At 42.2% G+C, this 24584-nt stretch carries 23 protein-coding genes; 6 read left to right on the top strand and 17 right to left on the bottom strand.

Going from position 1 to position 24584, the window contains the following annotated elements:
• Positions 1–101 precede the first annotated feature (101 nt).
• The 3 genes from ppsA to FS628_RS31965 form a co-directional block, all read right to left on the bottom strand.
• Positions 102–2720 carry a phosphoenolpyruvate synthase gene (ppsA, locus tag FS628_RS10385; protein ID WP_145321667.1) on the bottom strand — a complete coding sequence of 873 codons (2619 nt, stop codon included), beginning with the start codon at positions 2718–2720 and terminating at the stop codon, positions 102–104.
• A gap of 542 nt (positions 2721–3262) precedes the next feature.
• On the bottom strand, positions 3263–3403 hold the full coding sequence (locus tag FS628_RS33110; protein WP_369008894.1) for a CPBP family glutamic-type intramembrane protease: 141 nt from the start codon (positions 3401–3403) through the stop codon (positions 3263–3265).
• A gap of 523 nt (positions 3404–3926) precedes the next feature.
• Entirely contained in the window at positions 3927–4097 is a 171-nt protein-coding gene (locus FS628_RS31965) for a hypothetical protein (RefSeq protein ID WP_222125217.1), read from the bottom strand.
• Between the two features lie 91 nt (positions 4098–4188).
• Between FS628_RS31965 and FS628_RS10380 the strand changes: the two genes are divergently transcribed.
• The gene (locus FS628_RS10380; protein ID WP_145321665.1) at positions 4189–5508 is read left to right on the top strand and encodes an erythromycin esterase family protein; all 1320 of its coding nucleotides are present in this window, start codon (positions 4189–4191) and stop codon (positions 5506–5508) included.
• Between the two features lie 177 nt (positions 5509–5685).
• Here FS628_RS10380 and FS628_RS10375 read toward each other — a convergent pair whose 3' ends face one another.
• Together FS628_RS10375 and FS628_RS10370 are read right to left on the bottom strand one after the other, a co-directional pair.
• Positions 5686–6114 carry an alpha-L-rhamnosidase-related protein gene (locus tag FS628_RS10375; protein WP_260870997.1) on the bottom strand — a complete coding sequence of 143 codons (429 nt, stop codon included), beginning with the start codon at positions 6112–6114 and terminating at the stop codon, positions 5686–5688.
• Between the two features lie 147 nt (positions 6115–6261).
• Entirely contained in the window at positions 6262–6711 is a 450-nt protein-coding gene (locus FS628_RS10370) for a MerR family transcriptional regulator (RefSeq protein WP_145321663.1), read from the bottom strand.
• A 173-nt stretch (positions 6712–6884) separates the two neighbouring features.
• Here FS628_RS10370 and FS628_RS10365 point away from each other — a divergent pair, with 173 nt between their 5' ends.
• The gene (locus FS628_RS10365; protein ID WP_145321661.1) at positions 6885–7736 is read left to right on the top strand and encodes an aldo/keto reductase; all 852 of its coding nucleotides are present in this window, start codon (positions 6885–6887) and stop codon (positions 7734–7736) included.
• A 279-nt stretch (positions 7737–8015) separates the two neighbouring features.
• On the opposite strand, the gene FS628_RS10360 is transcribed toward FS628_RS10365, so the two are convergent.
• The 3 genes from FS628_RS10360 to FS628_RS10350 all read right to left on the bottom strand — a co-directional run bounded on the left by FS628_RS10360 (position 8016) and on the right by FS628_RS10350 (position 10449).
• Positions 8016–8285: a hypothetical protein gene (locus FS628_RS10360; protein WP_222125216.1), complete on the bottom strand. Its 270-nt coding sequence runs from the start codon at positions 8283–8285 to the stop codon at positions 8016–8018.
• 811 nt (positions 8286–9096) lie between these two features.
• Complete coding sequence (locus tag FS628_RS10355) at positions 9097–9531, bottom strand: DUF7674 family protein (protein WP_145321657.1); 435 nt, start codon at positions 9529–9531, stop codon at positions 9097–9099.
• Between the two features lie 267 nt (positions 9532–9798).
• The gene (locus FS628_RS10350) at positions 9799–10449 is read right to left on the bottom strand and encodes a TetR/AcrR family transcriptional regulator (protein ID WP_127537185.1); all 651 of its coding nucleotides are present in this window, start codon (positions 10447–10449) and stop codon (positions 9799–9801) included.
• 161 nt (positions 10450–10610) lie between these two features.
• Here FS628_RS10350 and FS628_RS10345 point away from each other — a divergent pair, with 161 nt between their 5' ends.
• Positions 10611–11432: an oxidoreductase gene (locus FS628_RS10345; protein WP_127537184.1), complete on the top strand. Its 822-nt coding sequence runs from the start codon at positions 10611–10613 to the stop codon at positions 11430–11432.
• A 381-nt stretch (positions 11433–11813) separates the two neighbouring features.
• On the opposite strand, the gene FS628_RS31960 is transcribed toward FS628_RS10345, so the two are convergent.
• Both FS628_RS31960 and FS628_RS10340 read right to left on the bottom strand, forming a co-directional pair.
• The gene (locus FS628_RS31960) at positions 11814–11954 is read right to left on the bottom strand and encodes a hypothetical protein (protein WP_222125256.1); all 141 of its coding nucleotides are present in this window, start codon (positions 11952–11954) and stop codon (positions 11814–11816) included.
• Between the two features lie 100 nt (positions 11955–12054).
• Positions 12055–12732 (bottom strand): hypothetical protein, encoded by a 678-nt coding sequence (locus FS628_RS10340; RefSeq protein ID WP_260870996.1) that lies wholly within the window; start codon positions 12730–12732, stop codon positions 12055–12057.
• A 461-nt stretch (positions 12733–13193) separates the two neighbouring features.
• Between FS628_RS10340 and FS628_RS10335 the strand changes: the two genes are divergently transcribed.
• Both FS628_RS10335 and FS628_RS10325 read left to right on the top strand, forming a co-directional pair.
• Positions 13194–14159, top strand: a complete 966-nt coding sequence (locus FS628_RS10335) for a hypothetical protein (RefSeq protein WP_145321655.1) — start codon at positions 13194–13196, stop codon at positions 14157–14159.
• A gap of 1382 nt (positions 14160–15541) precedes the next feature.
• Positions 15542–16042 carry an AAA family ATPase gene (locus FS628_RS10325; RefSeq protein ID WP_222125215.1) on the top strand — a complete coding sequence of 167 codons (501 nt, stop codon included), beginning with the start codon at positions 15542–15544 and terminating at the stop codon, positions 16040–16042.
• A gap of 248 nt (positions 16043–16290) precedes the next feature.
• On the opposite strand, the gene FS628_RS10320 is transcribed toward FS628_RS10325, so the two are convergent.
• The 4 genes from FS628_RS10320 to FS628_RS10305 all read right to left on the bottom strand — a co-directional run bounded on the left by FS628_RS10320 (position 16291) and on the right by FS628_RS10305 (position 20471).
• A complete protein-coding gene (locus tag FS628_RS10320) occupies positions 16291–17274 on the bottom strand; it encodes a glycoside hydrolase family 43 protein (RefSeq protein WP_145321651.1) in 984 nt (327 codons plus the stop codon).
• A gap of 28 nt (positions 17275–17302) precedes the next feature.
• The gene (locus FS628_RS10315; RefSeq protein WP_373461373.1) at positions 17303–18121 is read right to left on the bottom strand and encodes a carbohydrate ABC transporter permease; all 819 of its coding nucleotides are present in this window, start codon (positions 18119–18121) and stop codon (positions 17303–17305) included.
• Between the two features lie 31 nt (positions 18122–18152).
• Positions 18153–19049, bottom strand: a complete 897-nt coding sequence (locus FS628_RS10310; RefSeq protein WP_145321647.1) for a carbohydrate ABC transporter permease — start codon at positions 19047–19049, stop codon at positions 18153–18155.
• A gap of 84 nt (positions 19050–19133) precedes the next feature.
• Positions 19134–20471 (bottom strand): ABC transporter substrate-binding protein, encoded by a 1338-nt coding sequence (locus FS628_RS10305; protein ID WP_145321645.1) that lies wholly within the window; start codon positions 20469–20471, stop codon positions 19134–19136.
• A gap of 262 nt (positions 20472–20733) precedes the next feature.
• On the opposite strand from FS628_RS10305, the gene FS628_RS10300 reads away from it, so the two are divergent.
• Positions 20734–21798 (top strand): GntR family transcriptional regulator, encoded by a 1065-nt coding sequence (locus tag FS628_RS10300; RefSeq protein WP_145321643.1) that lies wholly within the window; start codon positions 20734–20736, stop codon positions 21796–21798.
• 657 nt (positions 21799–22455) lie between these two features.
• On the opposite strand, the gene FS628_RS10295 is transcribed toward FS628_RS10300, so the two are convergent.
• The 3 genes from FS628_RS10295 to FS628_RS10285 all read right to left on the bottom strand — a co-directional run bounded on the left by FS628_RS10295 (position 22456) and on the right by FS628_RS10285 (position 24565).
• The gene (locus tag FS628_RS10295) at positions 22456–23268 is read right to left on the bottom strand and encodes a hypothetical protein (protein ID WP_145321641.1); all 813 of its coding nucleotides are present in this window, start codon (positions 23266–23268) and stop codon (positions 22456–22458) included.
• A gap of 185 nt (positions 23269–23453) precedes the next feature.
• A complete protein-coding gene (locus FS628_RS10290; RefSeq protein WP_260870995.1) occupies positions 23454–23990 on the bottom strand; it encodes an AAA family ATPase in 537 nt (178 codons plus the stop codon).
• 197 nt (positions 23991–24187) lie between these two features.
• Positions 24188–24565, bottom strand: coding sequence for a TipAS antibiotic-recognition domain-containing protein (locus FS628_RS10285; RefSeq protein ID WP_260871081.1), 378 nt, complete (start codon positions 24563–24565; stop codon positions 24188–24190).
• Positions 24566–24584: the final 19 nt, after the last annotated feature.

Raw genomic sequence — 24584 nt, 5'->3', positions numbered from 1 at the left:
CAAGAAAAGTCGCTAGAATAGCGACTCTCAATGACCTTTATTCTTGTTCCTCAACCACTGTCTGTTGTATATCTTACGCTTTTGAATCGTTCGTCTGATAGTTACAATATTTCAATATACCCTTCTGTTCCATGAACCCGAATTCGCTGCCCATCTTTGATCCGCTTGGTCGCATTCTCTACTCCGACAACTGCTGGCAGTCCATACTCACGTGCGATAACGGCTCCATGAGTCATCAGTCCTCCCACTTCGGTGACTAGGCCTTTGATGGATACAAATAAGGGGGTCCAGCTCGGATCTGTGAAAGCAGTGACTAAGATATCTCCATCTTCGAGTTTTGCTTCTTCCATGTTTAAGATCACACGGGCCCGTCCTTCGATCTCTCCGGAAGAAACAGGCAAACCTATAATCGCACCGGCTGGGAGATTTTCTCGTTTATACTTACCTGTTATAATTTCACCATCAGATGTGATAACACGGGGTGGAGTTAGTTTTTCGTATACCTTGTACTCGTCTTTTCGTTTGTTAATGATCTGGTAATCCGGTTTGTTGGTGCGTACGATTTCGTGAAGCTCTTCAAAAGTAAGATCGTATATATCCTCTTTTTCTTGCAAAACGCCCGCTTGTACAAGTTGTTCGGCTTCCCTTAGTAAAGCCTGCTTATAAATGAAGTAGCGATTAACCATGCCGTATTTGGGATACTCTCGATACCCGCTGTAATTTCGGATGAGGTCGATCTTTTGCTTTGTTTCTTTCGCTTTTTGTTCCCCATCAGGCAATTGCTTCAACCGCTCAATTAACTCTTGTTCTTTTTCCAGAGCTTCCTGGCGCCCTTGCTCAAATTTCTGACTGCTGGCATGGGGCTCAAAATTTTTGATATTACCCAAAATTAACGGGACAAGTGTCATTGGTTTTTCGATCCAACGAGTTCTGGTCAGATCAATCTCTCCTGCACATCGCATTCCGTATTTGCTTAGATAAGCGAGAATAGCTTCTCGGCTTTCCCGTCCACCATCAAACTTTACGAGTTCCTCCAAAAAATGATCATCTTTTACATCCTGTAAATAATCAATGACTTCCGGGTAAGGACGAATCGCATCTGCAACATCCAATAGCGCGAGGCCCATTTCCGATGTAATATTATTTGGAACAGATTGGGAAAGCGTATCTGCTGCGTTTTTTTCGCCTAACCACTCGTTCATTTTATCGTTGATCCATAATGAAGCGTCCATAGCAGCCATAATTACAGCCGAACTTTGCGGGTCAAATAATATCTTCTTTAATCGCTGGATATCTTCCAGAATAAATTCAAATAAATTGGATCCTGCTTTCGTGTGAATGGCTCGTTTTAACTCTTCGATTGATGCTTGATTGCTCTTAATCAATTCATAAACGATGGTCGGATCTTTTTCATTGATTGGCGTTTGAAAACTGGCAGACGGCAAGCCTTTTTTACTCTCACCGGGACTGCTTTCTTTTTTGTCATTCGGTAACGATTTTATAAAATGGCCTCGCTCAATGACAGTCATTAATGCGTCTTGAATGAGCGGATCGGATTGTCCCAGAGCACTTAATATCGTTTCTCTAGTGGCTGGTGAAGCCAGCATTGATGTCACATCAACATACAACCTTCCACCAGCGGTCCGCATCGGTGCAGGAGTTGTTAACAGGTAAAATGATAATCCAAGTGGTTTCATGGGATCAGTCATCATTTGTTGATGAGCGACAGATACGTAAACGTGGTTTTCATGATCATATACTTCAGGAATCGGATATAAGGTCGTGATCGGCCGACTCTGCACAATATAAAATGTGTCATTGGCCAAACACCATTCGATATCCTGCGGGCAACCAAAATAAGCTTCGATCTGTCTTCCTATTTGGGCCAGTTTTAGAATTTGTTGATCCGTAAGCGTTTGTTTTTTTTGCTGGTCAGGATCAATCATTCGAGTCTCTGTTCCGCCCTCTATTCGTCCATAGATAGCCAGTTTTTTGGCTGCAATCATTTTATCTGTGATTTCCTCTTCCCGTACTTTGTAACAATCCGCTGATACCAAACCGGAAACTAAGGCTTCTCCAAGTCCATAACCGGCATCGATGGATAACAGTTTTCGATTGGATGTAATCGGATCAGCAGTAAACATAATCCCTGAAGCTTGAGGGAAGATCATCCTTTGAATAATGACGGATAAATATACTTGACTGTGGTCAAATTCATTTTGTATACGGTAGGTTACCGCGCGATCCGTAAACAAGGAAGCCCAACATTTGCTAATATGCTGTAATATTGCATCTTTGCCGATAATATTTAAGAAGGTGTCTTGTTGACCAGCAAAAGAGGCATGTGGTAAATCTTCAGCAGTCGCACTGGAACGCACCGCATAAGCATGTTCATCACCAAATTGGGAGAGAGAGCGACTAACTGCTTCCACCACGTCGGAAGGAATTTCTGAGTCCAAAATGATTTTCCGAATTTTCCCGCTGATTTCACCAATTTGATCACGATCTTCTACTTTTAGCATACGAAGACGGTCCAATAATGCTTGGTATGTTTCGTTTAGTTCAATGGTTTTTTGATATCCTACTGTTGTAATACAAAATCCTTCCGGTACTTGTATCCCTCCCGCTTTTGAGAGTTCCCCTAAATTTAAACCCTTCCCGCCAACGAGCCAATGCTGTGTCTTCTTGATTTCCTGGATGTTAAGAACCAAAGAACTCATTCAACATCTCTCCTAACCACCAAATTAAAAAAAATCCTTTGACAAGATTTTACCGGCATGTTACAATTAGAATGTAAGATGCACTAACTATATCTTAACATTATTTAATAGACGTAATCCGATCATATCATTGTGACTGTTAATATGCAATGAAAAAAGAACCTGAGCATTTTGTCAGGTTCTTTTTTCATGTTCGCGATCGAGAGGTCCATTAATAAGATCATTATCAATCTAAATAACTTTTTTCTCATTAGTTAATTACGGCATATCCCCCTTCCAATCAGGCTTGGGATATATAAACTTAAGAAAATTCCGCCTAATGCAGATGGAAACAATACAAAGGCCGTGAATTGGAGTGCTTTCATGCCTTCTATCCATACATACCCATGAATTGGATCTAGGAATTGGGCAAACGTCATAATGGCTGTATGAAAACCGATCGCAACCCATACTGTTCCTGACACTGCTCGGAGATAGCCTAGGATTAGAGCAAATCCAGGTATAAATTGAATCTGTTCTGAAGAATACAATGCACCGATTACCTAGGCAAACAATGAAAAGAGTACCGTTTGAATCATCACAACAGACCACCAAAGTGGTAGAATTGATTGCAGAAGTTTAAAAACAAACCCCCTAAAGATCAATTCCTCAGGTAGTGCCTCAATGAGAAAAACGGAAATCATGAGAAGTCCAGCACCTAACAGCATATCGCTAATAGGAGTATTTAATATGCTGACATTACTCCAACCTAGAGTGATACATAGTGTCACCCCCAATGTTGCGGGTATGAGCCAGATTAGAAAATCGGTAATAAATGAACTTAGTTTTGTTCTAAATGAACGATGTTCCCTCCATTTTAAGTTCTCCTTACTGCATCTCCCGGCAATATACAACGTTATCAATACCAGGAGAGTTATAGTTAAGCCCATGAGAAGATGATGTAATTGGCTATAGCCAGACTTCATATAACTTTGTTGAAACCACAACATTAGCCGCCAGTATAGCGAGGCTGACACCAGAATAATCATTATACTCACGATAACTCTACGTAACCTAAACAGATGGTCAATCACTGTTATCCCCTCTCTCTGCTCAGGAGTTATATGTGAATACTCCATTTCAACCTAGTCTCAAATTTTCGTTTGCCGAATCATGCATGGTGCTGTTTTCAGCCCTTATTGCCAGTACGGACACACTGATCTTCTGTTATGCTGAGGAACTGAACAGATCCAGGTTAAGGCAGCCTGACTTTAAAGGTGCGCATCGCTGACTTAATTCATTTAGCAATCGGTTCGTTGCCATCCGCTTCCGCACCACCGCGATGTAACTGAGCATAACACCCTGGTAATCGGCAAGGACGAAGCCCTGTTCCTTCATTAAGATTATAAACTACGAAAGCTTAATTTGGTTATTAAATGGGCAATTCGGAAATAATTCACTCATACCGCCTATAGGAGGGAACAACTTCATGAATTCTAATGATTCTCAATCATCAGAGCAGAGTGCTTATTTGAAAGAACTGAACGCCCTATTTATCCCTTTGGATGGCATGGAGAATCTGGACCGCATGGTTGACGCGATCGGAGATGCAGATATTGTATTGCTCGGCGAAGCAAGCCATGGTACAGCTGACTTCTACCGATATCGTGCCGAACTATCGAAGAGACTGATTGCAAGTAAGGGATTCAATATCATCGGCGTGGAGGGTGATTGGCCTGCTGCTTATCGGCTGAACCGGTATGTGAAAGGAATGTCGGGATCCGATTCTTCGGCATCCGATGCACTGGGGGATTTTACCCGCTGGCCAACCTGGATGTGGGCGAATACGGATATTTGTGATTTTGCCGAGTGGCTGAAAGAGTATAATGCAGCGAATCACACTGAAAGCAGTGAACGTCCGAAGGTTGGATTTTATGGTATAGACATGTATTCATTGTGGGAATCGATGGAGGCCATTATCGGTTATTTGGAGGAAACAAAGTCTCCCCAACTGGAACAGGCACGCCGTACATACGCTTGTTTCGATCCTTACAGTAAGGATCATCAGAGTTATGGCATCGCGGCAGGATTACTTTCGGAGAGCTGTGAGAATGAAGTGGTTGAACTGCTAAAACAAATGCAGAACCGGCGCATGGCGCATCCGGGTAGTGAGGAAGAACTGAATGCTGAGGTCAATATGCTGGTTACTTCAAGCTCCGAGGCCTATTACCGTACGATGGTCCGAGGCGGTCCGGAATCCTGGAATGTTCGGGATAAACATATGGTTGAATCGCTAAAGAGAATCATGTCCTTTTATGGAAGATCTGCCAAAGCCATTGTCTGGGAGCACAATACGCATATTGGTGACGCGCGGGCAACGGATATGATACAGGATGGCATGGTGAATGTGGGTCAGCTGCTGCGAGAGGACCCGGAACACCGTGTGTTTGCCGTTGGCTTCGGAACCTATCAGGGTGAGGTACTCGCGGGAAGAGCTTGGGGAGATCCTGTGGAGAAAATGATTGTTCCACCTGGACAGCCAGGAAGCTGGGAGGATTACATGCACCGGGCAGGTGAAGGCCGGGATGGCCTGGTCATGCTCTCCGATACATCCTCCGTCTTGCATAAAGTCATTGGCCACCGTGCGATCGGTGTGGTATATAATCCTGATCATGAGCGCTACGGCAATTATGTACCTTCCAACATGGCGGATCGTTATGATGCGTTTATTCATATCGATCGGACCAGCGCTCTTCAGCCACTGCAAGTGCATCAGCCCGTTGCAATAGAAGCTTTATTTTCAACATAACGGATCTTCCTAAACGTCTGGTGGTGTCGAAGGCAGATTCCAACATAAAAGCAGCAGTCTCTGAATCGTTCAATCGAAACGGAAGACTGCTGTTTTTTATTGGACTATCGTTTAGCGTCAGTAAATGAATAAAGAACTAACATGGTCAGCTCCTTCGAACTTAGTTCTGAATCTTAACTATGAAAAATATCGTCTTATAAAATAACTTGGAGTACAGCTCCATGCGTGGCAATAGCTATTGACCAAATTACTGCCGTAAGGAGAAAACGTTTTGTCTTCCGGGTCATAGAGCTCCCAAAACGTGTCTGCTCCATTTTTCAGCATACCGCCCCAATATTTTCGGATTTGTTCCATGGCTTTTTCCCTTTGCCCGCTCAGAACCAATGCATCTACGTAATGATGAACCATATACGGGGTGGCCATGCCAATGGCATTTTCGTTGCGTTCCAGTCGTTCGAGCAGATTCCTGGCAAGAGGCGCATCAACAACCTCGGCAAGAATCATCCATACCTGAGATGCCCAGGACACCTGTCTCGCTTCCCCACTTTGGCAAGTTGTTGTTTTCCCTACGCCCATTGTACCGCCAATCAGAAAAATGTTTTTCATACCAAGCCCCTCTAAAATTCTTATTAGATTAACTATAGTCTCCCGTTAGTTCAATCTAGATTGATGTGAATCTTGTTCATTGCAAGCCAATCAAGAGTTTTAAACCGAAGATTTTCCCCAAAACGGTTGATGTGCTCAAAATATGTCTCACGCCTTCCGAACAGAGGGCGAGTAAAATACGTCAGCATGCATATGCTGAATTTTGTCCCAGTTACCGGGATTGGTCGTGTCTGGAGTGCGGTGCTCCAGAATGGCCTGATATAGGTCGGTTTTTTGTTCTAAATGGGCAACGTGCCGTTTGGCTTCTTCAAGCTGAACGAGCGCCGCTTCTTTATGCTCCATCATAAGTGCGAAGCGTTGCGGAATGGTCGAATCCCCTTCGAGACAGAGATCGATATACTTTTTAATGAATTCAATCGGCATCCCGGATTGCTTGAGGCATTTCACGCCATGCAGCCAGTTGATTGATTCGTCGTTGAACATCCGAATGTTGTTTTGATTACGCTGTAGGCTTGGCACCAGGCCTTTATCCGTGTAAAAGCGCACGGCGTGCTGGGTGAGTCCCGTTATCTGGGCGGCTTCTTTGACCGTATACATGTCAAATCCTCCTTGGAAAATAAAGTTGTGAAGACGACTTGACTTCGTGTAGCACGAAGGTTCTAAGCTTATTGTAATGCAATTCAGCCGTAAGTGGAATTACCGCTGCAGTGCTCGATTCCCGGGATACGCGCCGTTTGCTATCATACATTTAAATACTAGGAGGAGTTAAAATGCAAAACGTAACATTGAACAACGGAGTGAAAATGCCGATTATCGGCTTCGGTGTCTACCAGGTTCCCGATGCTGAAGAATGCGAGAACGCGGTATATGAAGCGCTGATGGCCGGTTACCGCCTGATCGACACCGCCGCCGGTTATCTGAACGAGGAAGCGGTCGGACGCGCGATCAAGCGCAGCGGCGTACCGCGTGAGGAGCTGTTCATCACGACCAAGCTCTGGGTTCAAGATGCAGGATACGAGAGTGCCAAGCTGGCGTTTGCCAAATCCTTGAAGAAGTTACAGCTCGAATATCTCGATCTATATCTTATACACCAGCCGTTCGGCGATTACTATGGCGCTTGGCGTGCGATGGAAGACCTATACCGCGAAGGCAAGATCAAGGCGATCGGTGTCAGCAACTTCCTGCCCGACCGTCTGATGGACCTCATCGTGCATAACGAAATCGTACCTGCAGTCAATCAGGTTGAAACGCACCCGTTCTACCAGCAGATCGAGAGTACCGCTTTTATGAAAGAGCAGGGAGTGCAGCACCAGTCGTGGGCGCCGTTCGCTGAAGGAAAGGGCAACATGTTCGGCAACGAAGTGCTGGCCTCGATAGCAGAAAAACACAACCAGTCCGTCGCCCAGGTCGTACTGCGCTGGCTTGTTCAGCGTGAAGTCGTTGTTATTCCAAAATCGGTGAGAAAAGAGCGGATCGTCGAAAACTTCGACATTTTCGATTTTGAGTTGAGCGCAGACGATATGCAACAGATTGCCACCCTCGATACACGGGAAAGTCTTTTCTTATCCTACCACGATCCGAAATTCGCCAAGATGCTGGGTACCTTGAAAGTCGATCTGTAAACCTTGATCGAACCGTAAACTCATCAGGATTTTACACTCATCTATTAAGAAAGGACAGGGCACCCCTGTCCTTTTTTTACTTGAATTGCAAATTCTAAGAATAGCAAAACTGCAGCTAGTAGTGTAACGAAATCTATCTAAGCAGGTAACACACAGAAGCACCAAGATCTCCCGAACTATCCTGCCCGTTAGTTGAATAAAAGCAGCCGATCACATTGGTCAGCTGCTTTGTTTGTTGTATGAGCTATCTTTCCCGTTAGTTTAACTACTTTGGGTGGTTTATTTTTTTACTACATTCATGACGACAAATCCTAAATCGTAACTGTGGCGGAAAGTTATTTGATATTTTTCTACTTTCTTGTCTACCTCATTGTTAATAACCTTGTGAACACTTGCTATTACATCCAGTACATAAAAACCACCATCTACCGTTCTCATATTCGCTACTTGAAACGGATCGATGCTATAGACATTTTCTTTCCCCGTCTTTAAGTATTGTTTTTCTTGGAGCGCAAATAGTGTCTTCCTTTGCAATTCAGTCGTTAACATACGCTCCAACTGTTCTTCTCTTGTTTGTGGAAATCCCCATAATGCAACTCATTCAATCGAATCCTTACCTTTAGTCGCTTCATCATGTGGATGAGCTACACTTACTGACGGAATGGATAAAATAGTCCCAATAGAAAGGACTAGAATCGACATCAAAATTTTTCTCATACAATCACCTCAACATGATTTTTCCTCATAAGCGTGAGTTTTATGTATAAAGGAGTTGTTCTGTTAAACTGCCCATTAGTTGATTAATGATCTAACCATTGCCCCAAATAAGTCTTTTGAGGTAAATCCATATTGTTGTATGATTTAGAAATTTCCGAACGAAAAATATTTCAAATCGAGATTGGTACAATGTTAACCTTTTCAGCAATGAACTGAGTTCTTGCCATAGGTCAGAAAAAATCTGGTTCCTGATACAAAAAAATCGTTATTTAAACGAATTCTTATATTAATGTGCATTTATCTCGCCACATCAGTTCCATCATGAAACTATTTAGATAACTACCTAATCCGAAATGACACCATGTTCTTGTCCCGCGACAGAGGGCAAGAACATGGTGGCATCTAGCACTTCCGGCTTATTAAATTCGCGAGGTCTTCCGCTTTTACTCATGTTATCTCCTTTCTCATAATCAGTTACGGAACCACACAATATAGATTTTCTGTAACGACCAATCAAGAATTCAAATTTCCCTATATCTCCACCTAAACTTTATACTACTCAATACTTTTTAAACTAATCTGCCCGTTAGCTTAACAAAGGCAGTCGAACGTGATGGTCGGCTGCCTCCTTTGTTTTATTGAGCTATCGTTCCTCGATAGTTGAATCTAGAATCTTTAGATTGCCACTTCTTCCATAACTCGCCTCAATTTCTTTAGACAATACTTTTGTTTGTTTCCCTAGATATTTCAAGGCGTTAGTCAAAACTGTTGTGTCGTCGCCTAGCCGAGCCATAACTGTTACACTTACAACATTTCGAACATCATCATTATTACTTAAAGCCATTTGTTCAATAAACCCAAAAATTATAACAAGTAATTTTTCCTCACTTTTAGTTAATTCATGATTAATTTGGAGTAGGTTGATTAAATAGGGATTCAGTATATTGCCAAATGCAACGTGAGGCGGAATCTCCCCCTCTTCTTTCCATAGTTCATTTAGCTCTTTTATGTATAGAGTATTTAATGCTGGCAATAGCCTACGCATTTCGTGAACAACGTTTTTATAATTCAACGTCATCTCTTTCCTCCTTAAGCAAGGTTAATCCCTCTTAAATCTTCGACTTATTTGTTAAACTATCCTGCCCGTTAGTTAAACAAAAGCAGCCGATCAATTCGATCAGCTGCTTTCTTAGTTTTATTATGCTATCGTTTCCCGTTAGCTTAATCCACCTTCTTCGATTTACTACAGTATGTGATACGATTTAGTTTAAGGGGACTGTCGGCATTAATGCTTAAAGGACCCGTAGAATCCTAAAATGTTTGAGGTATTGAAGGATGAATATGCTCAATGCAATTTGCTGTTCAAATAACTTGCCGTAAAGGTAACAAATTCGGAAAAATCATCAACAAAATTTATAGCTTCATAATTCATTCCGGATTGTTCCATGGCTAGTTTTTGGATAGGCGTCGGCGATGTATAAGGGAATAATCCAATCACATAATTGGATTGCAACTGAATGAATTTATCAATGGTTTTGACGTCCCATGCAGGAAAAATGATTTTAATGACGTTGTTTACCTCAATCATAGTGATAAGATATTGCTTTTTGAAATCTACAAGTCTGTCGAGAGAAACATTTCTCTCAATCATGGTAAAAAGCATAGAAACAAGCTTTAAAAACCGTGGATGCCGATACAAAACTTCTGCCCACTGGCGTGAAAAATTTGAAATATCATGAGTCATATCAGAGTCAAAAGTATGTCTGATGTCACGCATCCAATCCTTAATCTCATCCAGCGCTACCAGAAGATATATCTCTTCTTTGGAAGAGATATATTTATATAAATTCCCACGTGTAAAGGTCGTTTCATTAGCAATTTTAGCTAGGTCAATTTTATGAAATTCCTCTGTATCAAAAAGCTTGATCGCCGCACTTTTTATCTGTTCTATTCTGATCTTTCGCTGTTCATCATTTCTTACCCGGTTAAATTCCATCACTTAGAGCCTCCTTCGAAAAAAATTATAGCATATAAACCTTGCGCATCCCTATTTAGCAATTTATAATAACCGGTAAGTAACGTGACGTCACGTTACTTACCGGTTATTATCGTCTACATTCGGTTTATCGATTACCAATAATCCAGGAGGCGAGTGCGATGAATAGGAATGAACAAAAGGTCGTTTTGGTCACAGGAGCATCGGCAGGTATAGGTAAAGCCACAGTAGAGTTACTATTACAAGAAGGGTTTATAGTGTATGGAGCCGCCCGACGAATAGAGCAAATGAAGGACATTGAATCCAAAGGCGCGCGGATTATAGCAATGGATGTAACCGATGAAACCTCCATGAGTAATGGTGTATATCGTATCATTCGGGAGCAGGGAAGAATTGACGTTTTATTCAATAATGCGGGATACGGCGCCTATGGCGCAGTTGAGGATGTACCACTGGAGGAAGCAAGACGACAATTTGAAGTGAATCTTTTTGGATTAAGCCGTCTGACACAATTGGTTCTTCCTTATATGAGAAGACAAAAATCAGGGAAGATTATCAACACTTCGTCTGCAGGCGGCAAAGTTTATACGTTACTTGGTGCCTGGTATCATGCTGCAAAACATGCTCTGGAAGGATTCTCTGATTGCCTGCGCGTGGAAGTCAAGCCATTTGGAATTGATGTCATTATCATTGAGCCGGGGGCTACTGATAGTGAATGGGCAGAGGTTGTATTTGAACATGTGCAGACAACATCAGGGAGTACGGCATACAGTATCATGGCCGATGCTTTTATAAAAGCTTTAAAAAAACCCGGTGCTGTTTATCCTCCTACTCGGATTGCACACTTGGTTTCAAAGGCGATCCGATCCAAAAAACCGAAAACAAGATACGTAGCGGGCAACGCCAGACCGGTTATACTCGTAAGAAGAATCTTGTCGGATAGAATGTTTGATCGTATTCTTTACCGAGCGTTTAACATATGATCGCTTGACGCTAATCATCACGCTCTTTATTAAGTGACTTTTATAAACTGACCTACACATTATTATCTATTCTCATGTACCTTCTCGCATTTCCTTAGCACGCAAAAAATTAGGTGTAGTATGGAGCGAGACCAATCACTCTTCTCGATGTAAATACAGGCTTTTCTAAAAACTTGCTTCCAACCGGTAAACTGCTCCTTGCTATTGAATTAACGTTACCCGTTAGCTTAATGACTTGTGACGCCTTTCACCGTGATGAATTCATTCAAATGCTAAGTAAATACATCATTATACAAACAAAAAAACCACTCCAGACATGAACTGCACCCCAATTGTTAGACACAACTAACAATTGGAGGTGCAGTTTTTTTATGACTAAATTCAGTTCAGAATTTCTCCCTGAATCGCTAGGCTTCCAATCGCCTTAAATCGTTCTACCTCTATGGTTTTGCCGAAATAATCGGCTAGATCAACGTCTTCCATCAGTCCCCATTCGACCATATCTGGCGTACGGGTCAGCAATTTCCGATGCGACTGTCGAGAATCCTCTCTATCGCTGGATATTCCTCGAATCTTCTTTCGATGAAATGTTGAATAACCGCCCCGTAAAGGGGCGGTTTTCTTAGGCTTGCATAAATGCTTCTAACGGTTCCAGAATCGCGAACGTCTTCTTTGCATCCTTCTTCCGTTGCTCCTCATAGAGTTTGGTCAACTCTTCGAATGATTTAGCTTTAATCTTCGTATAACTCGATTTGGTGTATCTGATTATGTACGTCTCTACCCCTTCCTCTTCACTCCACTCGTAAACGACATCATATTTGTCCCTCAAATTCTTTAATTGAAGTGACCGGCGCAACACTGCAAAGTGTTCTTCAATGGCTTCATCGCATTCCTCCATAATCTTCTCGTACGTGCAGCCAACTCGCATCAGAATCTCCGATGCCCGTTCATCGCCGTATCTCGCGAGAAATTCCTTCAACGAAACCAGCGCATATAGCAATATTTGTTCCTGGTCATTCGGATTCCTGTATTCATAACAGCCTACAACCAAATTGCGGTCGGTCATCTCCTCCTTACTGAATTGCATATTAAACAAATACTCGAGTGTCTTTTGCTTCATAACGGTTTCCAACATCTGTTCTTTATCAATCCTGATGCCCGTTGTCACCCACGGAAACGGTAGTTGGCCGTTACCTTCACGCGGTATGCTACCCCTAAGATTCAAAATCGGCATACCCGTAGCAATTGCGTACGACCTGTTATATCCTTCGCCCGCGAATATTTCCTGTTCTTCTAGCATGTGTCCTGCCTCCTTTTAGTACCAAGTTCCATTCGGCGACTATTGCATATCCATAAAACTACCACTTTTTTGTGCTGGTCTCTTATTAGTTCATCAGCGCTTTTCATTAACCCACGAAGATATTTCTGGGATATATTGTATCATATGAGAACAATAAGTCCATCTAATGGTTCCGTTATCCTGCCCGTTGGCTAATGCCGGCTGCCAGTCTTATTTTCACAGAACAGCTGAAGCCCAGGCGACCGGCACGCCGCTGCTCTCTTCGATTCGGGCGAGATCCGCGCAGCTTCATAGCGCCCACCGGCGCAGCTCACACCCAGGACGGCCCACTAGTGTACTCCTTTTACAGGCTAAGAGTGATGTCCGGATTATAAATTCCTGAATGACGTTAACCTATTTGCTGCTGCGACTATAATTATAGATTACTGAGTGCTGTGAAGTCATTAAGGATGTAGTATATAATGGTAAAAAATAGACCTTATAACTTGACTGTATTTTTGAGCACATCGGATAACGAATACGTCGGAGGGATGGTTTTGAACCGGAGGATTTGGTTTCTCGCTGTAATCACATTGATATTAACAGTAGCATTAACAGCCTGTAACAGACATTCGACATCAGAAAAAAAAGCAGCAACCGCGAAGATTGAAAAACACCTGGCGGAAAAGTATGAAAAGGAATTTGCAGTGGAAACAGCTGATGATCTCTTTATACACGTTCCTGGAGAACTCACTGGAGATGTAGTGGGCTTTGAAACACAGGCTTATCCGGTAGATGCGCCCGAAGAAACGTTTAAGGTAGAGTATTGGGAAGAAAAGGGCATCATTGAGGATGACTACATAAATCACCTTATGGCAGGGAAATTGAAAAGCGAATTATCGGAGCTCATATCTCCCATTTTGGGCAGGGACATTAAAATCGACGCCGGATATGATAATGGGGCCTGGGGAAATATGCCGGATACTAAATACACTCCCGCTACATTAACCGGGGATTATGATTACTCTGCTCTTGTTGACGTAAATGTGAAGCAAACGAAGAGCATAGATAAAATGGCTGAGGCAAAAAACATTGACCTAATCCAGAGAAGCTTGCTGCAAAAAGGGATAGAGGATGTAATGATCGCTTTCTACTACATGAGTCCTGATGAATTTGAGCTTATTGAGCAAATCAGAAAAGAAGATGAAGAGAACAATCTCTATCAGATATGCCGGGCCTCTGCCTCATGCATAGTTGCTCCCGGAAGGGTAGATGAAGGCGAAGTTGTGGACGGCTATAACCGCTCTTTATTGATTGTTTCGTCATTTAAAAGAATAGCAGGGCAGAGATTCTCATCTATTGAAGAATCTCTGCCTTTTTTTGATCTCCTGTGGGGTGCTTCAGCACGGAGCAGCGGTTTGTTCGCAGAGCGTCCGGAGGGAAAATAACAGTATTCCAGATAAGCTCCGCAGGTTGGCGGGTCGAGTCAGATTCTGGAGAAGACTTTCACGTGTCACCGATAAAATAAAAAAGCCGCTAAAATAGCGACTTCATTGGTACCATGTTCTTGTCCCTCGACAACCTTGGACATTATTTTGTCCAAGCGTATTAAACCGTATACCTCCACGTCCGCTGAAAGATATATCCGGGGTTGTCCTCCGACATTTTTCCAGACTGGTAGGCAACTTTATGTCATTCTCCAGTGAAACAAAGTTCCCTACAGTATCCACGTGCGGCCATTAGGGGTTATTTTGCATTTAATTCATTTTTTAACTTTAGTTCCTAATGTTCATTCACCTATGGAGTAACTGATCGTACAGCCCAGGAACACCTTTTCAGCTCTGCCTTTTGAATTAGGACTTTTCTCCATGACTGAATGTCTCATGATTTACTATATTAAGCAACATCAATCACATCCATGGATAGCAAAAGCATCGGGAAAAGTGCTGTATTTCAATGATTGGAATATAGCTTGGACATACATATCATATTTACTCCCTCTGGCTATTGCGTATGGGTACAGTACCATTTTCTTTAGAGTCTTGAAGCCCTCTAAGTAATCAAGTACCCGTTGCTTGGTGCATTCTCTACTGTCATTAGACTATCCTGTCCGCTAGTTGATTAATAAAAGCAGCCAATCACAATGAGCGGCTGCTTTCTTGTTGTTATTGAGCTATCGTTTCCAGTTAGCGTAATGAGCATAAAGCCTTTGAAGAAAATTTCGACTCAGCTACAAGAATTACTGGATAAAGTATGATAATGATTCCGGTGAAAAAAATCGATAGTTTAAAAGTATTCAAAAACAAATCATGAGACCAACCATCTTCACCTATTATCCAGTAAGCTATCTGGTTAGATATGGCTATTCCATCGTTAGCCACGGGAATTAAACTCTGAGTGTAGTTTTGGGCAAGACAAGCAACAGTTAACAAGGATATACCAGTAGCCATTGCGAATCCCTTAGAGAAAGGGTATAGCACACCAGCTTTTCTTAGAACGACGATCGCGATAGTAACGAATATTATGCAAATAGACAAAAATATCATCTTACACCTCCGTACTCGTTTTTATTTAAGACGTTTCCAATAATTGTTATGTTGCGTAACCTGCTCGATAGTTGAACAAAAGCAGCCGATCACATTGGTCAGCTGCTTTGTTGGTTTTATTGAGCTATCATTTCCCGCTAGCACAATAAGAAATAACGCAAAGTTGACGAAAACTGTGCGTTAAAATAACCCGACTATATGAGTGAATTAATTAACTTAACTTCCTTTATCGCCTTTATGTGTTAATGTAGTCCAAGGGACTTTCTTAAAAAGGGAGCGAAAATATGACAAATAATTCGGGCTCAATATCAAAAAAGAAGGCGATAATTCTGGTTACAGGGATGTCGGGTACAGGTAAATCAACGGTTCTGGGCGAACTTGCTCATAGGGGGCATAGAATTATCGACACCGATTATGATGGTTGGAGTGAGAATGTGGATGGTTCTGGGTGGTTATGGCACGAGAAACGAATCCATGAGCTGCTCACTGAACATAGCGAAGGTACTTTATTCATTTCGGGTTGTGTATCAAATCAGAGGAAGTTTTACCCGATGTTTGATGCAGTAGTGTTGTTAAGTGCCCCCCTCGAAGTAATCCTTGAACGTGTGGCTTCCCGTAAGACGAACGATTATGGAAAAACTGTCGAACAACGGGAAGAAATTATACAATACGTCGCTAGTGTTGAGCCTCTCTTACGTGCTGGAGCTACTGTTGAGATCGACACCAGGAAACCGCTTGATGAAGTTGTAACCGAGCTTGAGCTCATTGCCAACTCCACTAGCTGATCACTTAATCGCACTGTACAATACCGCCCAGTTCGCCCAATCTAAGTAGCTTGTTAAACTAAACTGCCCGTTAGCTTAATGAAAATAGAATGAGCAACTTACCATTACTTGTGGTACGGTTCGGCGTATTATCTGTAGTGCGAAATCGAAGGCACCCAGTAGGGTGCCTTCGATGTTCTTACTGTCTCTCTTTGGCAAGTTGGATAAACGAACTCAAATCCATCAACCAACCTTGTTGGGACACTCGTTCACTGTAAAGAACGTGCAAGTGCTGCAACAGAGCCGCGGAAATCGGGTCTGCCGTCAGCCGTCCAAAAAAGCTCTGTCACAAATGTATGGCGATTCGGATCGTATAGCGGATCTCCTATAATGTTCTTGTACGTTCTTGCGTGGAACACAAATAGCGTCTTTTCGTCGGCCTCTGACACCGTGAAGGAATTATGACCGGGACCATACATAGAGATGCTCTCATCTGTCGAGAAAACCGCTGCTTGCGACTTGCGCCATGAGGTGGCATCGAGCAAATCAGCATCCACATCGGCTTCAAGCAGGCCCATGCAATAATTGAAATCAGTAGCGCTAGCCGAGTAAGAAAGGAATACCCGATTACCCTTGCGAAGAAATGCCGCGCCTTCGTTCACTTTATAACCAATGATCTCCCAGTCATATTCCGGCATCGAAATCATCGTTTGCGGCCCAGTCAGCGTCCACGGATTGCTCATTTTAGATATATACAGATTAGAGTTACCTTCGATATTCGGATCCTTTTGTGCCCATACGTAATAACGGCTGCCATTATGCTCAAAGGTAGTGGCATCGAGGGCGAAGCTTTCCCACGCGGTACGAACCTGCCCTCTTTCCGTCCAACTGCCTTCGAGTGGATTGGCATGTTCATTCTCTAGCACGTACATCCGATGGTCGAACAAGCCTTCAATCGTTTCCGTTGTGCGTGCGGCAGCGAAATACACGTACCATTTGTCATCAATAAAATGCAGTTCAGGCGCCCAAATATTGGCACTAAGGATACCAGTCTCGCGCTTTCTCCATATCACTACCGGAGTTGATGTAACAAGCCCCTCAAGGTTCTCAGCTCTACGGATTTCGATCCGATCATACTCCGGAACGGATGCTACGAAGTAATAATAACCGTCCGAATGTCGGTACATAAAAGGATCTGCTCTCTGCTCAATTAATGGTTGAATGTCGTGTAACGCTCTTGGCTGGATTTCCATCTTATCACCTGCTTCATCATAATATTTTCTACCCTTTAACAGCCCCTGCAGTCATACCGTCTATGAAATATTTCTGGAAAGCAATAAACAGTATGAAAATTGGAATGATGGAGAAGAAGGAGCCCACGATCAAGAGGTCATAGTTATTGCCATAAGGAGTTAACAACGTTTTCAAACCGATTGGAAGTGTGAATTTACTCTGATCTCCGAGCACCATGAATGGCCACAACAGATTATTCCAGCTATTCATACCATTCAAAATGGCCATTGCCGCAAAGGAAGGCTTCATAATCGGCATAATTAGTCTGAAATAAATCGCATACTCGTTTGCGCCATCAACCCGCCCAGATTGAATAATCTCTTTGGGTATGCTTCTTAGATATTGCCTGAAGAAAAATATTGTCGCGGCATTGGCTATACCCGGCAGAATGATTGCTGAATAGCTATTCACCATTTTCAAATCATTAATTAGGCTGTACAAAGGAACCAGCAGTATTTCGAAAGGCACCATCATAATGAGCAAAACACATATAAAGAGGAAGTTCTTCCCTTTAAAATCATATGCTGCAAAACCATATCCAACAAATGCGCTTACAAAAAGTGTTAAAACTACTTGAACGATTGTTAAAGTCATACTGTTCCAAAACCACACAAAATAATCATGTTCTCCTGTAAACAGATAGATAAAATTGTCAAAACTCATAATACTAAAATCCAAACTTAGGTTAAGACCATATCTAATTAATGATTCACCTGGTTTGAAGGAAGATAGGGCCACTGCATAGAATGGAATCATTATTATAACGAATAGTATAATGAACAAACTAATAATTACTATTCTGGATATGAATTCATTCCTCGTCTGACTTTTGCCCACTTTAATCCTCCTCCTTTTTGAACATTCCACTAAATTTCAACTGCGTTAAATTGATAACCATAGCAATGACTAACAGAATGATACCAACTGCAGCTGCGTAACCCAGCTTATTTTTCTCAATCCCTTGTCTATACAGATATCCAACAATGGTTAAGCCAATATTTTTGGGTGAATTGTTACCGTTAAACATCATCAGGCTCTCGGTAAACATGGCTAACCCTGCATAAACACTAATTGTCGTAACATATACCGTGGTCGGCTTCAATAATGGCATTGTGATCGTTCTAAACTTCTGCCAAGCAGATGCTCCGTCAATTGAAGCAGCCTCATAAAATTCATTGTCAATGCTTTTCAAACCGGATAGATAGTAAAGCATATTAACACCTGTCCATCTCCAACATGCGAGGATTAACAGTGCTGCCATACTCCATTCTCCGTCTTTCAAGAATTTAATAGGCTCTACACCAAATAGACCCAGGAAACTGTTCATTAATGAACCTTCCATTTCACCGAATGTAAGGCGGAAAATGGTACCCGCAACTGCGACAGATGTCAATGCAGGGAGAAAGAACGAAGATTTAAAAAACTCTCTTCCCATCATTAACTTACTGTTGATCATAACGGCGAATAACATGGGAAAGGGAATCAACAACACTAAGGTTCCTAACATGTACACAACGCTATTTTTAATAGCCGTCAAAAACACTTTATCTGTAAGCAATTTCGAATAATTCGCTTCACCAATCCATTTAGGATCCTGTCCCAACATCTTATCTTGAAAGCTCATTACGAATGAATTTAGAAGCGGATAAAACCAGAAGATCAAAAATATGAGTATAAATGGCAATACAAAAACATAAGGCGCAACTTTTTGAGAGTATACAAATTTCTTTATCATATTCTCAATCTCCCTTGACTATGGTTAAACCTGCCGACTACTATACCTGCCGACAGGTTTAATCAAATCATTTACTTATTATATTTATTTCAATTCTTGTTCAATTGCTTCTTGTGCTTCATCCAGCGCTTCCTTCACGTCTTGGCCATCTTCAAAGATCGCATTCAAAGTAACCGTATTGAAGACATTGCCGATCGTCGGTGACGCTTTAACGGATTTGATTGCTTGAATTTCGTCTTTGATTTCATTCAAAGTATCAAATGCATTTGTTTTAAAGTATTGGACGTACTCGTTATCAGGGTTTTTCGTTACTGCATCATCTTTCCAGACTTCCATGTTGATTGGATCGAATCCAAGCGTATTCCAGATTTCAGTAGTAGCTTCTTTCGAAAGCTTAGCAAAGGCTACAAATTCTTTGGCCAATTGAACGTCTTTACCATTCTTAGTAACAACTGTGCCGGTACCGCCTAAGCCAACGGAACGAGGATTACCTTCTTCAAATACAGGCAATGGAGCGATTGCATACTTACCTTTAAGGTCCTTCATTTCGTTTACAAAGCGGGACATGTACCACTCAGGCATCAATGCGCTTGCGTAGTTGCCTTTGTTGTATTCGCCTTTTGCTTCTTCTGTGTCGGGTTGCCCGCCAGGGATCGTATGAATAACATTGTTCTTCTGCAGATCGACTAACATTTCATACGCTTTAATCATTTCAGGCGAGTTAACTTTTGGATTACCATTTTCATCTGTAAAATCAGCGTTTTGCTGAGCTAGCAGCAGCGAAGCTTGCCACGTAGCTGATGTATCAGCAGTACCTAAGTACTTGCCAGTTTTTTCATAAACTTTTATGCCTGCTTGTTTGTAATCTTCCCAAGTTTTGATTGTCTTGTAGTCAACACCTGCTTGTTCGAGAATTTCAGTGTTGTAGAAAGCAAGCGTAGCACCTACGTGATAATCAAAGCCATAAACCTGGTCGGCTTTGGAGTAAATCTCGACACGTGAAGGAACAACAACGTCTTTGTATGGTGCAAATACATCATTCAAAGATTCCAGTGGAACGTTGTCACCTTCCAAGAATTTAGGGAATTGACCAAGCTCGATATCCGCGATATCAGGCGCACCTTTTCCGCTTGTAACTGCCAATAAGAGCTTGTTGTGCATATCATCGTAAGGCATAACCGTTACATTTAACTTAATCTGTTTGTCTGGGTTCTGTTGGTTCCATAACCCCAGCATTTTATCTAAATGCTTGCCGTGCAAATCTACGAATGTCCAAAATGACAATTCTGTTGCATTCTCACCGGCATCAGCGCCTAATTGCTGTGTTTCCGTTTTTGAATCAGAAGGATTACCACATGCTGTAAAAACAAGTGACATAATAAGGACCGTAACGATGGAGATTATAGTACTGCGTTTTTTCATTTGTTCGTCATCCTCTCTTTTTTTGTTATGCATTTGAAAAGTCGGCTGACTAGTTAGTTCTGTTAATTTAAGCGGGTTCAGTCCACCTTGGCACCACCATCCTTAACATAATTCTAACCGTTCAAAGAAAAGACCCCTTCGCAACAATTTCTCAGATTCAATATTGTAAGCGCTTTACATGCCGTATTATAATATAGATGAAATATGCTTTATATAACCAATTGATTATAAAATCATAAAGTTTATGGGGAGATGCAACTTTTTGAAAAAGCTGGCGCTCTACAAACAAATTCGAGAAGATATTCTTCAGAAAATTAAATCAGGGCAGCTTCGGCCAACGGACCGCATTCCTTCTGAGCAAGAACTAATGGACGAATTCAGAGTAAGTAAAATAACCGTCAGGAACGCCCTAACCCTACTAGCTGACGAAGGATTAATTATACGCGTACAAGGCAAAGGCTCATTCGTCTCTTCTAGTCTTGTTGTTTCTAGCATCAATTCCCCACCATCCCCACGCAGCGCGTCCTCCATGCCGCTCATCGGATTCATCATTCCGACGATGAGGACCCGTGTCATTCAGAAGCTCGTTGACTACACGGAACAATTCCTGCAAGAAGCCGGCTTCAGCATGATACTAAGCATCACGCGCGAGTCCTCCTCTATCGAATCAAACGTCATTCGTACACTAACGGAGCTCGGTGTGAAGGGGCTGATCGTTTTTCCGACAGAAGATGAGAAGTACAACGAATCATTACTGCGTCTGTCGCTCGATAAATTCCCGTGTGTGTTCATCGACCGCTATCTGCGCAATATTGAGACGTACACCATTACATCCGACAATTACGGCGGTGCGTACAAGGCGGTCTCCCATTTGCTATCCAAGAGTCATCAGCAGATTGCGCTCATCTCACCTGAAAATGCCAATACAGCCGTCGAGGATCGCACGCTCGGCTTTGAGCAGGCGTACACAGATCAAGGCATCTCGATTGACAAGAGCTTGTGGTGTCACATCCCTCTCGACATTCTACGCGGCGAGCAAGCATTGGACTATGTAAGCGACTTCTTGCAGGACCACAGTGGAATTTCGGCAGCCTTCTCCTTGACTGAAGAAACCGCACGCCTTACATCGGCCGCTATCAGTCGTCTGAACGATCACTCAAATATCGATTTGCTATCTTTCGATAATCCACATCTTTCAGGCGTAGCTTATGTGCAGCAGGATGAACAGGAAATGGCACGAACAGCCGTAAAGCTGTTACGTGAACAAATGGAAGATATTTATTCTCCTAAGAACGCCGTTATTCCCGTGCAACTCATTTTCCCTTGACACGACAAACGTTGCAGCCAGGCGATAGATGAACTAGGCATATTGATTGGTTTTACCGGCGATGTTGTTCATTATTGTCTGCCCAGTTATTTTAAGACTCACTACCAATTTGTTCATGTCCCTTGCAACGCGCATCTCCTACGCGAATGCTAAGGAATCTCAGAGCATAGCCGGTCATGAATGGTCCAGACGAATGGCGAGCTGTTGCGGGAAGGATGGTAGTTCGCTCTAGTTTCTTGCCACAACAACACGCCCATCTGTTGTCTTAAGGTTATTACAGGTCTTTTCATTCGAGGGGGATATAAGTGAGAATCATCAAAACACAACAAGATTGGACGTACTTCACCGTGCAAAAGCACTTCCGGTTATCTCACGGATGGTTCCCGGTCATTGACCTATCGTATATCTGAGTTCCGTTGAGTTTGTTGTGCCGAATAGCTGTACAATAATAAAGCCCGCCGGGAGTGAATCGGCGGGCTAACCTTTTAGTTTGAAATAAAAGCAACCGATCACGTTGGTCGGCTGCTTTTTGTTTCATATCGCTATCGTTTCCCATTAGTGTAATCACCTATTCATCATAGATTACGCTAATCTAACCTTATACTTTCTAGACATAGTGAGTTAGCACAAGCAAGCCAAGATATGGCTCTTGATTCTCTATATCATAGAATTGGCAAGTTTGAGTAAGTCTGTTGCTTTAAACTTCGCTTTCAACATTTTCTTGTTTCCAATCGCAAGCGTATATTGCATCCCGTTTTTCTGGAATCGAAGTTCATATCCCAATTCGAATTTAGGCCGGTACAATGCTTTCGTTCCGTCTTTTAGTTGATAATACACATCATCCTTTCCTTTGCACCGTTCCAGTTCTACTACCACTGGGAATACTTTGACCCGGAAGAAGCCGTTCAGTGCTTTGTTTCGATAGATTAGTTCAAGTGATTCATTACTATCAACGTATCCGTCGAAGTGAGTTATCTTGAACGGAAACCCAGAGGGTACCAGTACGTCCCTTTTGAACCTCAGTTGGTATTCCCTGATCAATCGGGCCTCATCGACGAGCGGATTGGCTCCGTCGAACAGAATGCTGATTTTAGTGATACGGTCTTCCTTTATGATTAGTTCCCATATGAAAGCAAGTCGTTCTTCCTCTAAAAATTCATCATTAAAATGAGCTAGTAGGTATTTCACATCTGACTTTGGTGAGGAAACGAGCTGTACTCCGCTGATTTGGGAATTCCCCCTTATCTCGGGGATTTGGACATAATCCTTTTCTACATATTTTTGTGCCTCATCAAGATCGTTTCGAAGTATTGCTTTTGCAAACCGATTTACTGGTCCCTGGCGAGTTTCGCCCTCAGTAGGGGCTGCCACAAATTCGGATGGTTCTATGTTATGGGCTGTAGCAGTGCTCGACAGCAGTGAATAGAACAAACTTATTATCATTAGAATAAATAGTGTCTTAACTCTCATAATATCCTCCTTGAGAAGAATCTCCTCGCAGAAATAACTTCTCACCAATGCGAGAGTAGTCTACCCAATGACTGGAAAGTTATTCATTAAACTAACCTGCCCGTTAATTGAATAGAGACAGCCGATCATGTTGACCGGCTGCCCCTTTTTTTTATTGAGCTATCGTTTCCCGTTAGCGTCATCGTTTATGTTATCAACGCCTCGTTTTGTAGTCGCATGATTATTTCTTTAACCGTCTCTTTAGGGGACAAATCAGATGAATCCAACCAAAGACCCGAGCGTGGAGTTTCATTTCGCAATACGCGATCCAACTCATCTACGCTCCAAATCCCATAACCCTTCTTTGCCCGCGTAGCCTCTCTCGTTGCAACCACTGTAGAGTTTGGACAAAGCACGACTAAGTAAAATGGCCGGCTCTTAATAAACGAGATGAAATCAGTAAGTAATGGTCCGATGACAACATCTTGAACAACGACCGTATATCCCGCCTTATAATACATCTCCGCTGATTGGGCGGCGAGCTGGTATCGTAACCTCAACTGATCAAACTCGTCACTTTCTGAATCTGGACGAACCTCTTTGCGGTTATTTACAATCATTCTTCGAAAAATATCACCTCGTAAATGCACCGATTTATCAAATTGTTCGGACAGTAATTGTGCTACGGTAGATTTTCCACTGGCCATTATTCCTGTAATGAGTATGATGTTTGGATTTTCCACTAACGTAAAACCACCCTCCTTTAAGTTATTATATAAACATAATAGTTGATAAGAAAAATCGAAAAAAGGTCGATTATAGATATATTCATTTATTACGCTATCCTGCCCTTTAGTTGAATAAAGGCAGCTGACCATGCCACATAGACAATCGTCATGGTCCAACCTACCATAGGGAGTGACTATCGAGCATTAACCATTCATTGAGATGATTCCCGATTGATATTTAGCATAATTGAGCTGTAAAGAAAATCTGCTAAATCCTCATGACCATATTGATTAAAGTAGCTTTTGAACCGTGCATCAAATTTGTAGGTATGGGCAATGCAAGCCAGTAACTCTGCATCGCATGTCATGAATTGCATTAGATTTTCTTTCCACTCTTCGATTAATCGCTGCACTTCATCGGAGGAAGGATCCTGATGGATACAACACGCAATTTGTTTATATATTTCTTCAATGTCGGAAAAATGTTTCTTTTTTTCATCTACTGATAAATTTCCCATCGTTTCACTATATACTTTGTACGCCTCTGTTTCGCCATAAATGAATCTTGCCTCATTGGCTGCATTGGCAATATTTACTCATTAAACTGTT

Origin of the sequence: Paenibacillus xylanexedens, assembly GCF_007676705.1 — a bacterium.
Classification (GTDB): domain Bacteria; phylum Bacillota; class Bacilli; order Paenibacillales; family Paenibacillaceae; genus Paenibacillus; species Paenibacillus xylanexedens_C.
The sequence above is the reverse complement of the archived record's forward strand: the minus strand, read 5'-3'. Positions and strand labels throughout refer to the sequence as shown.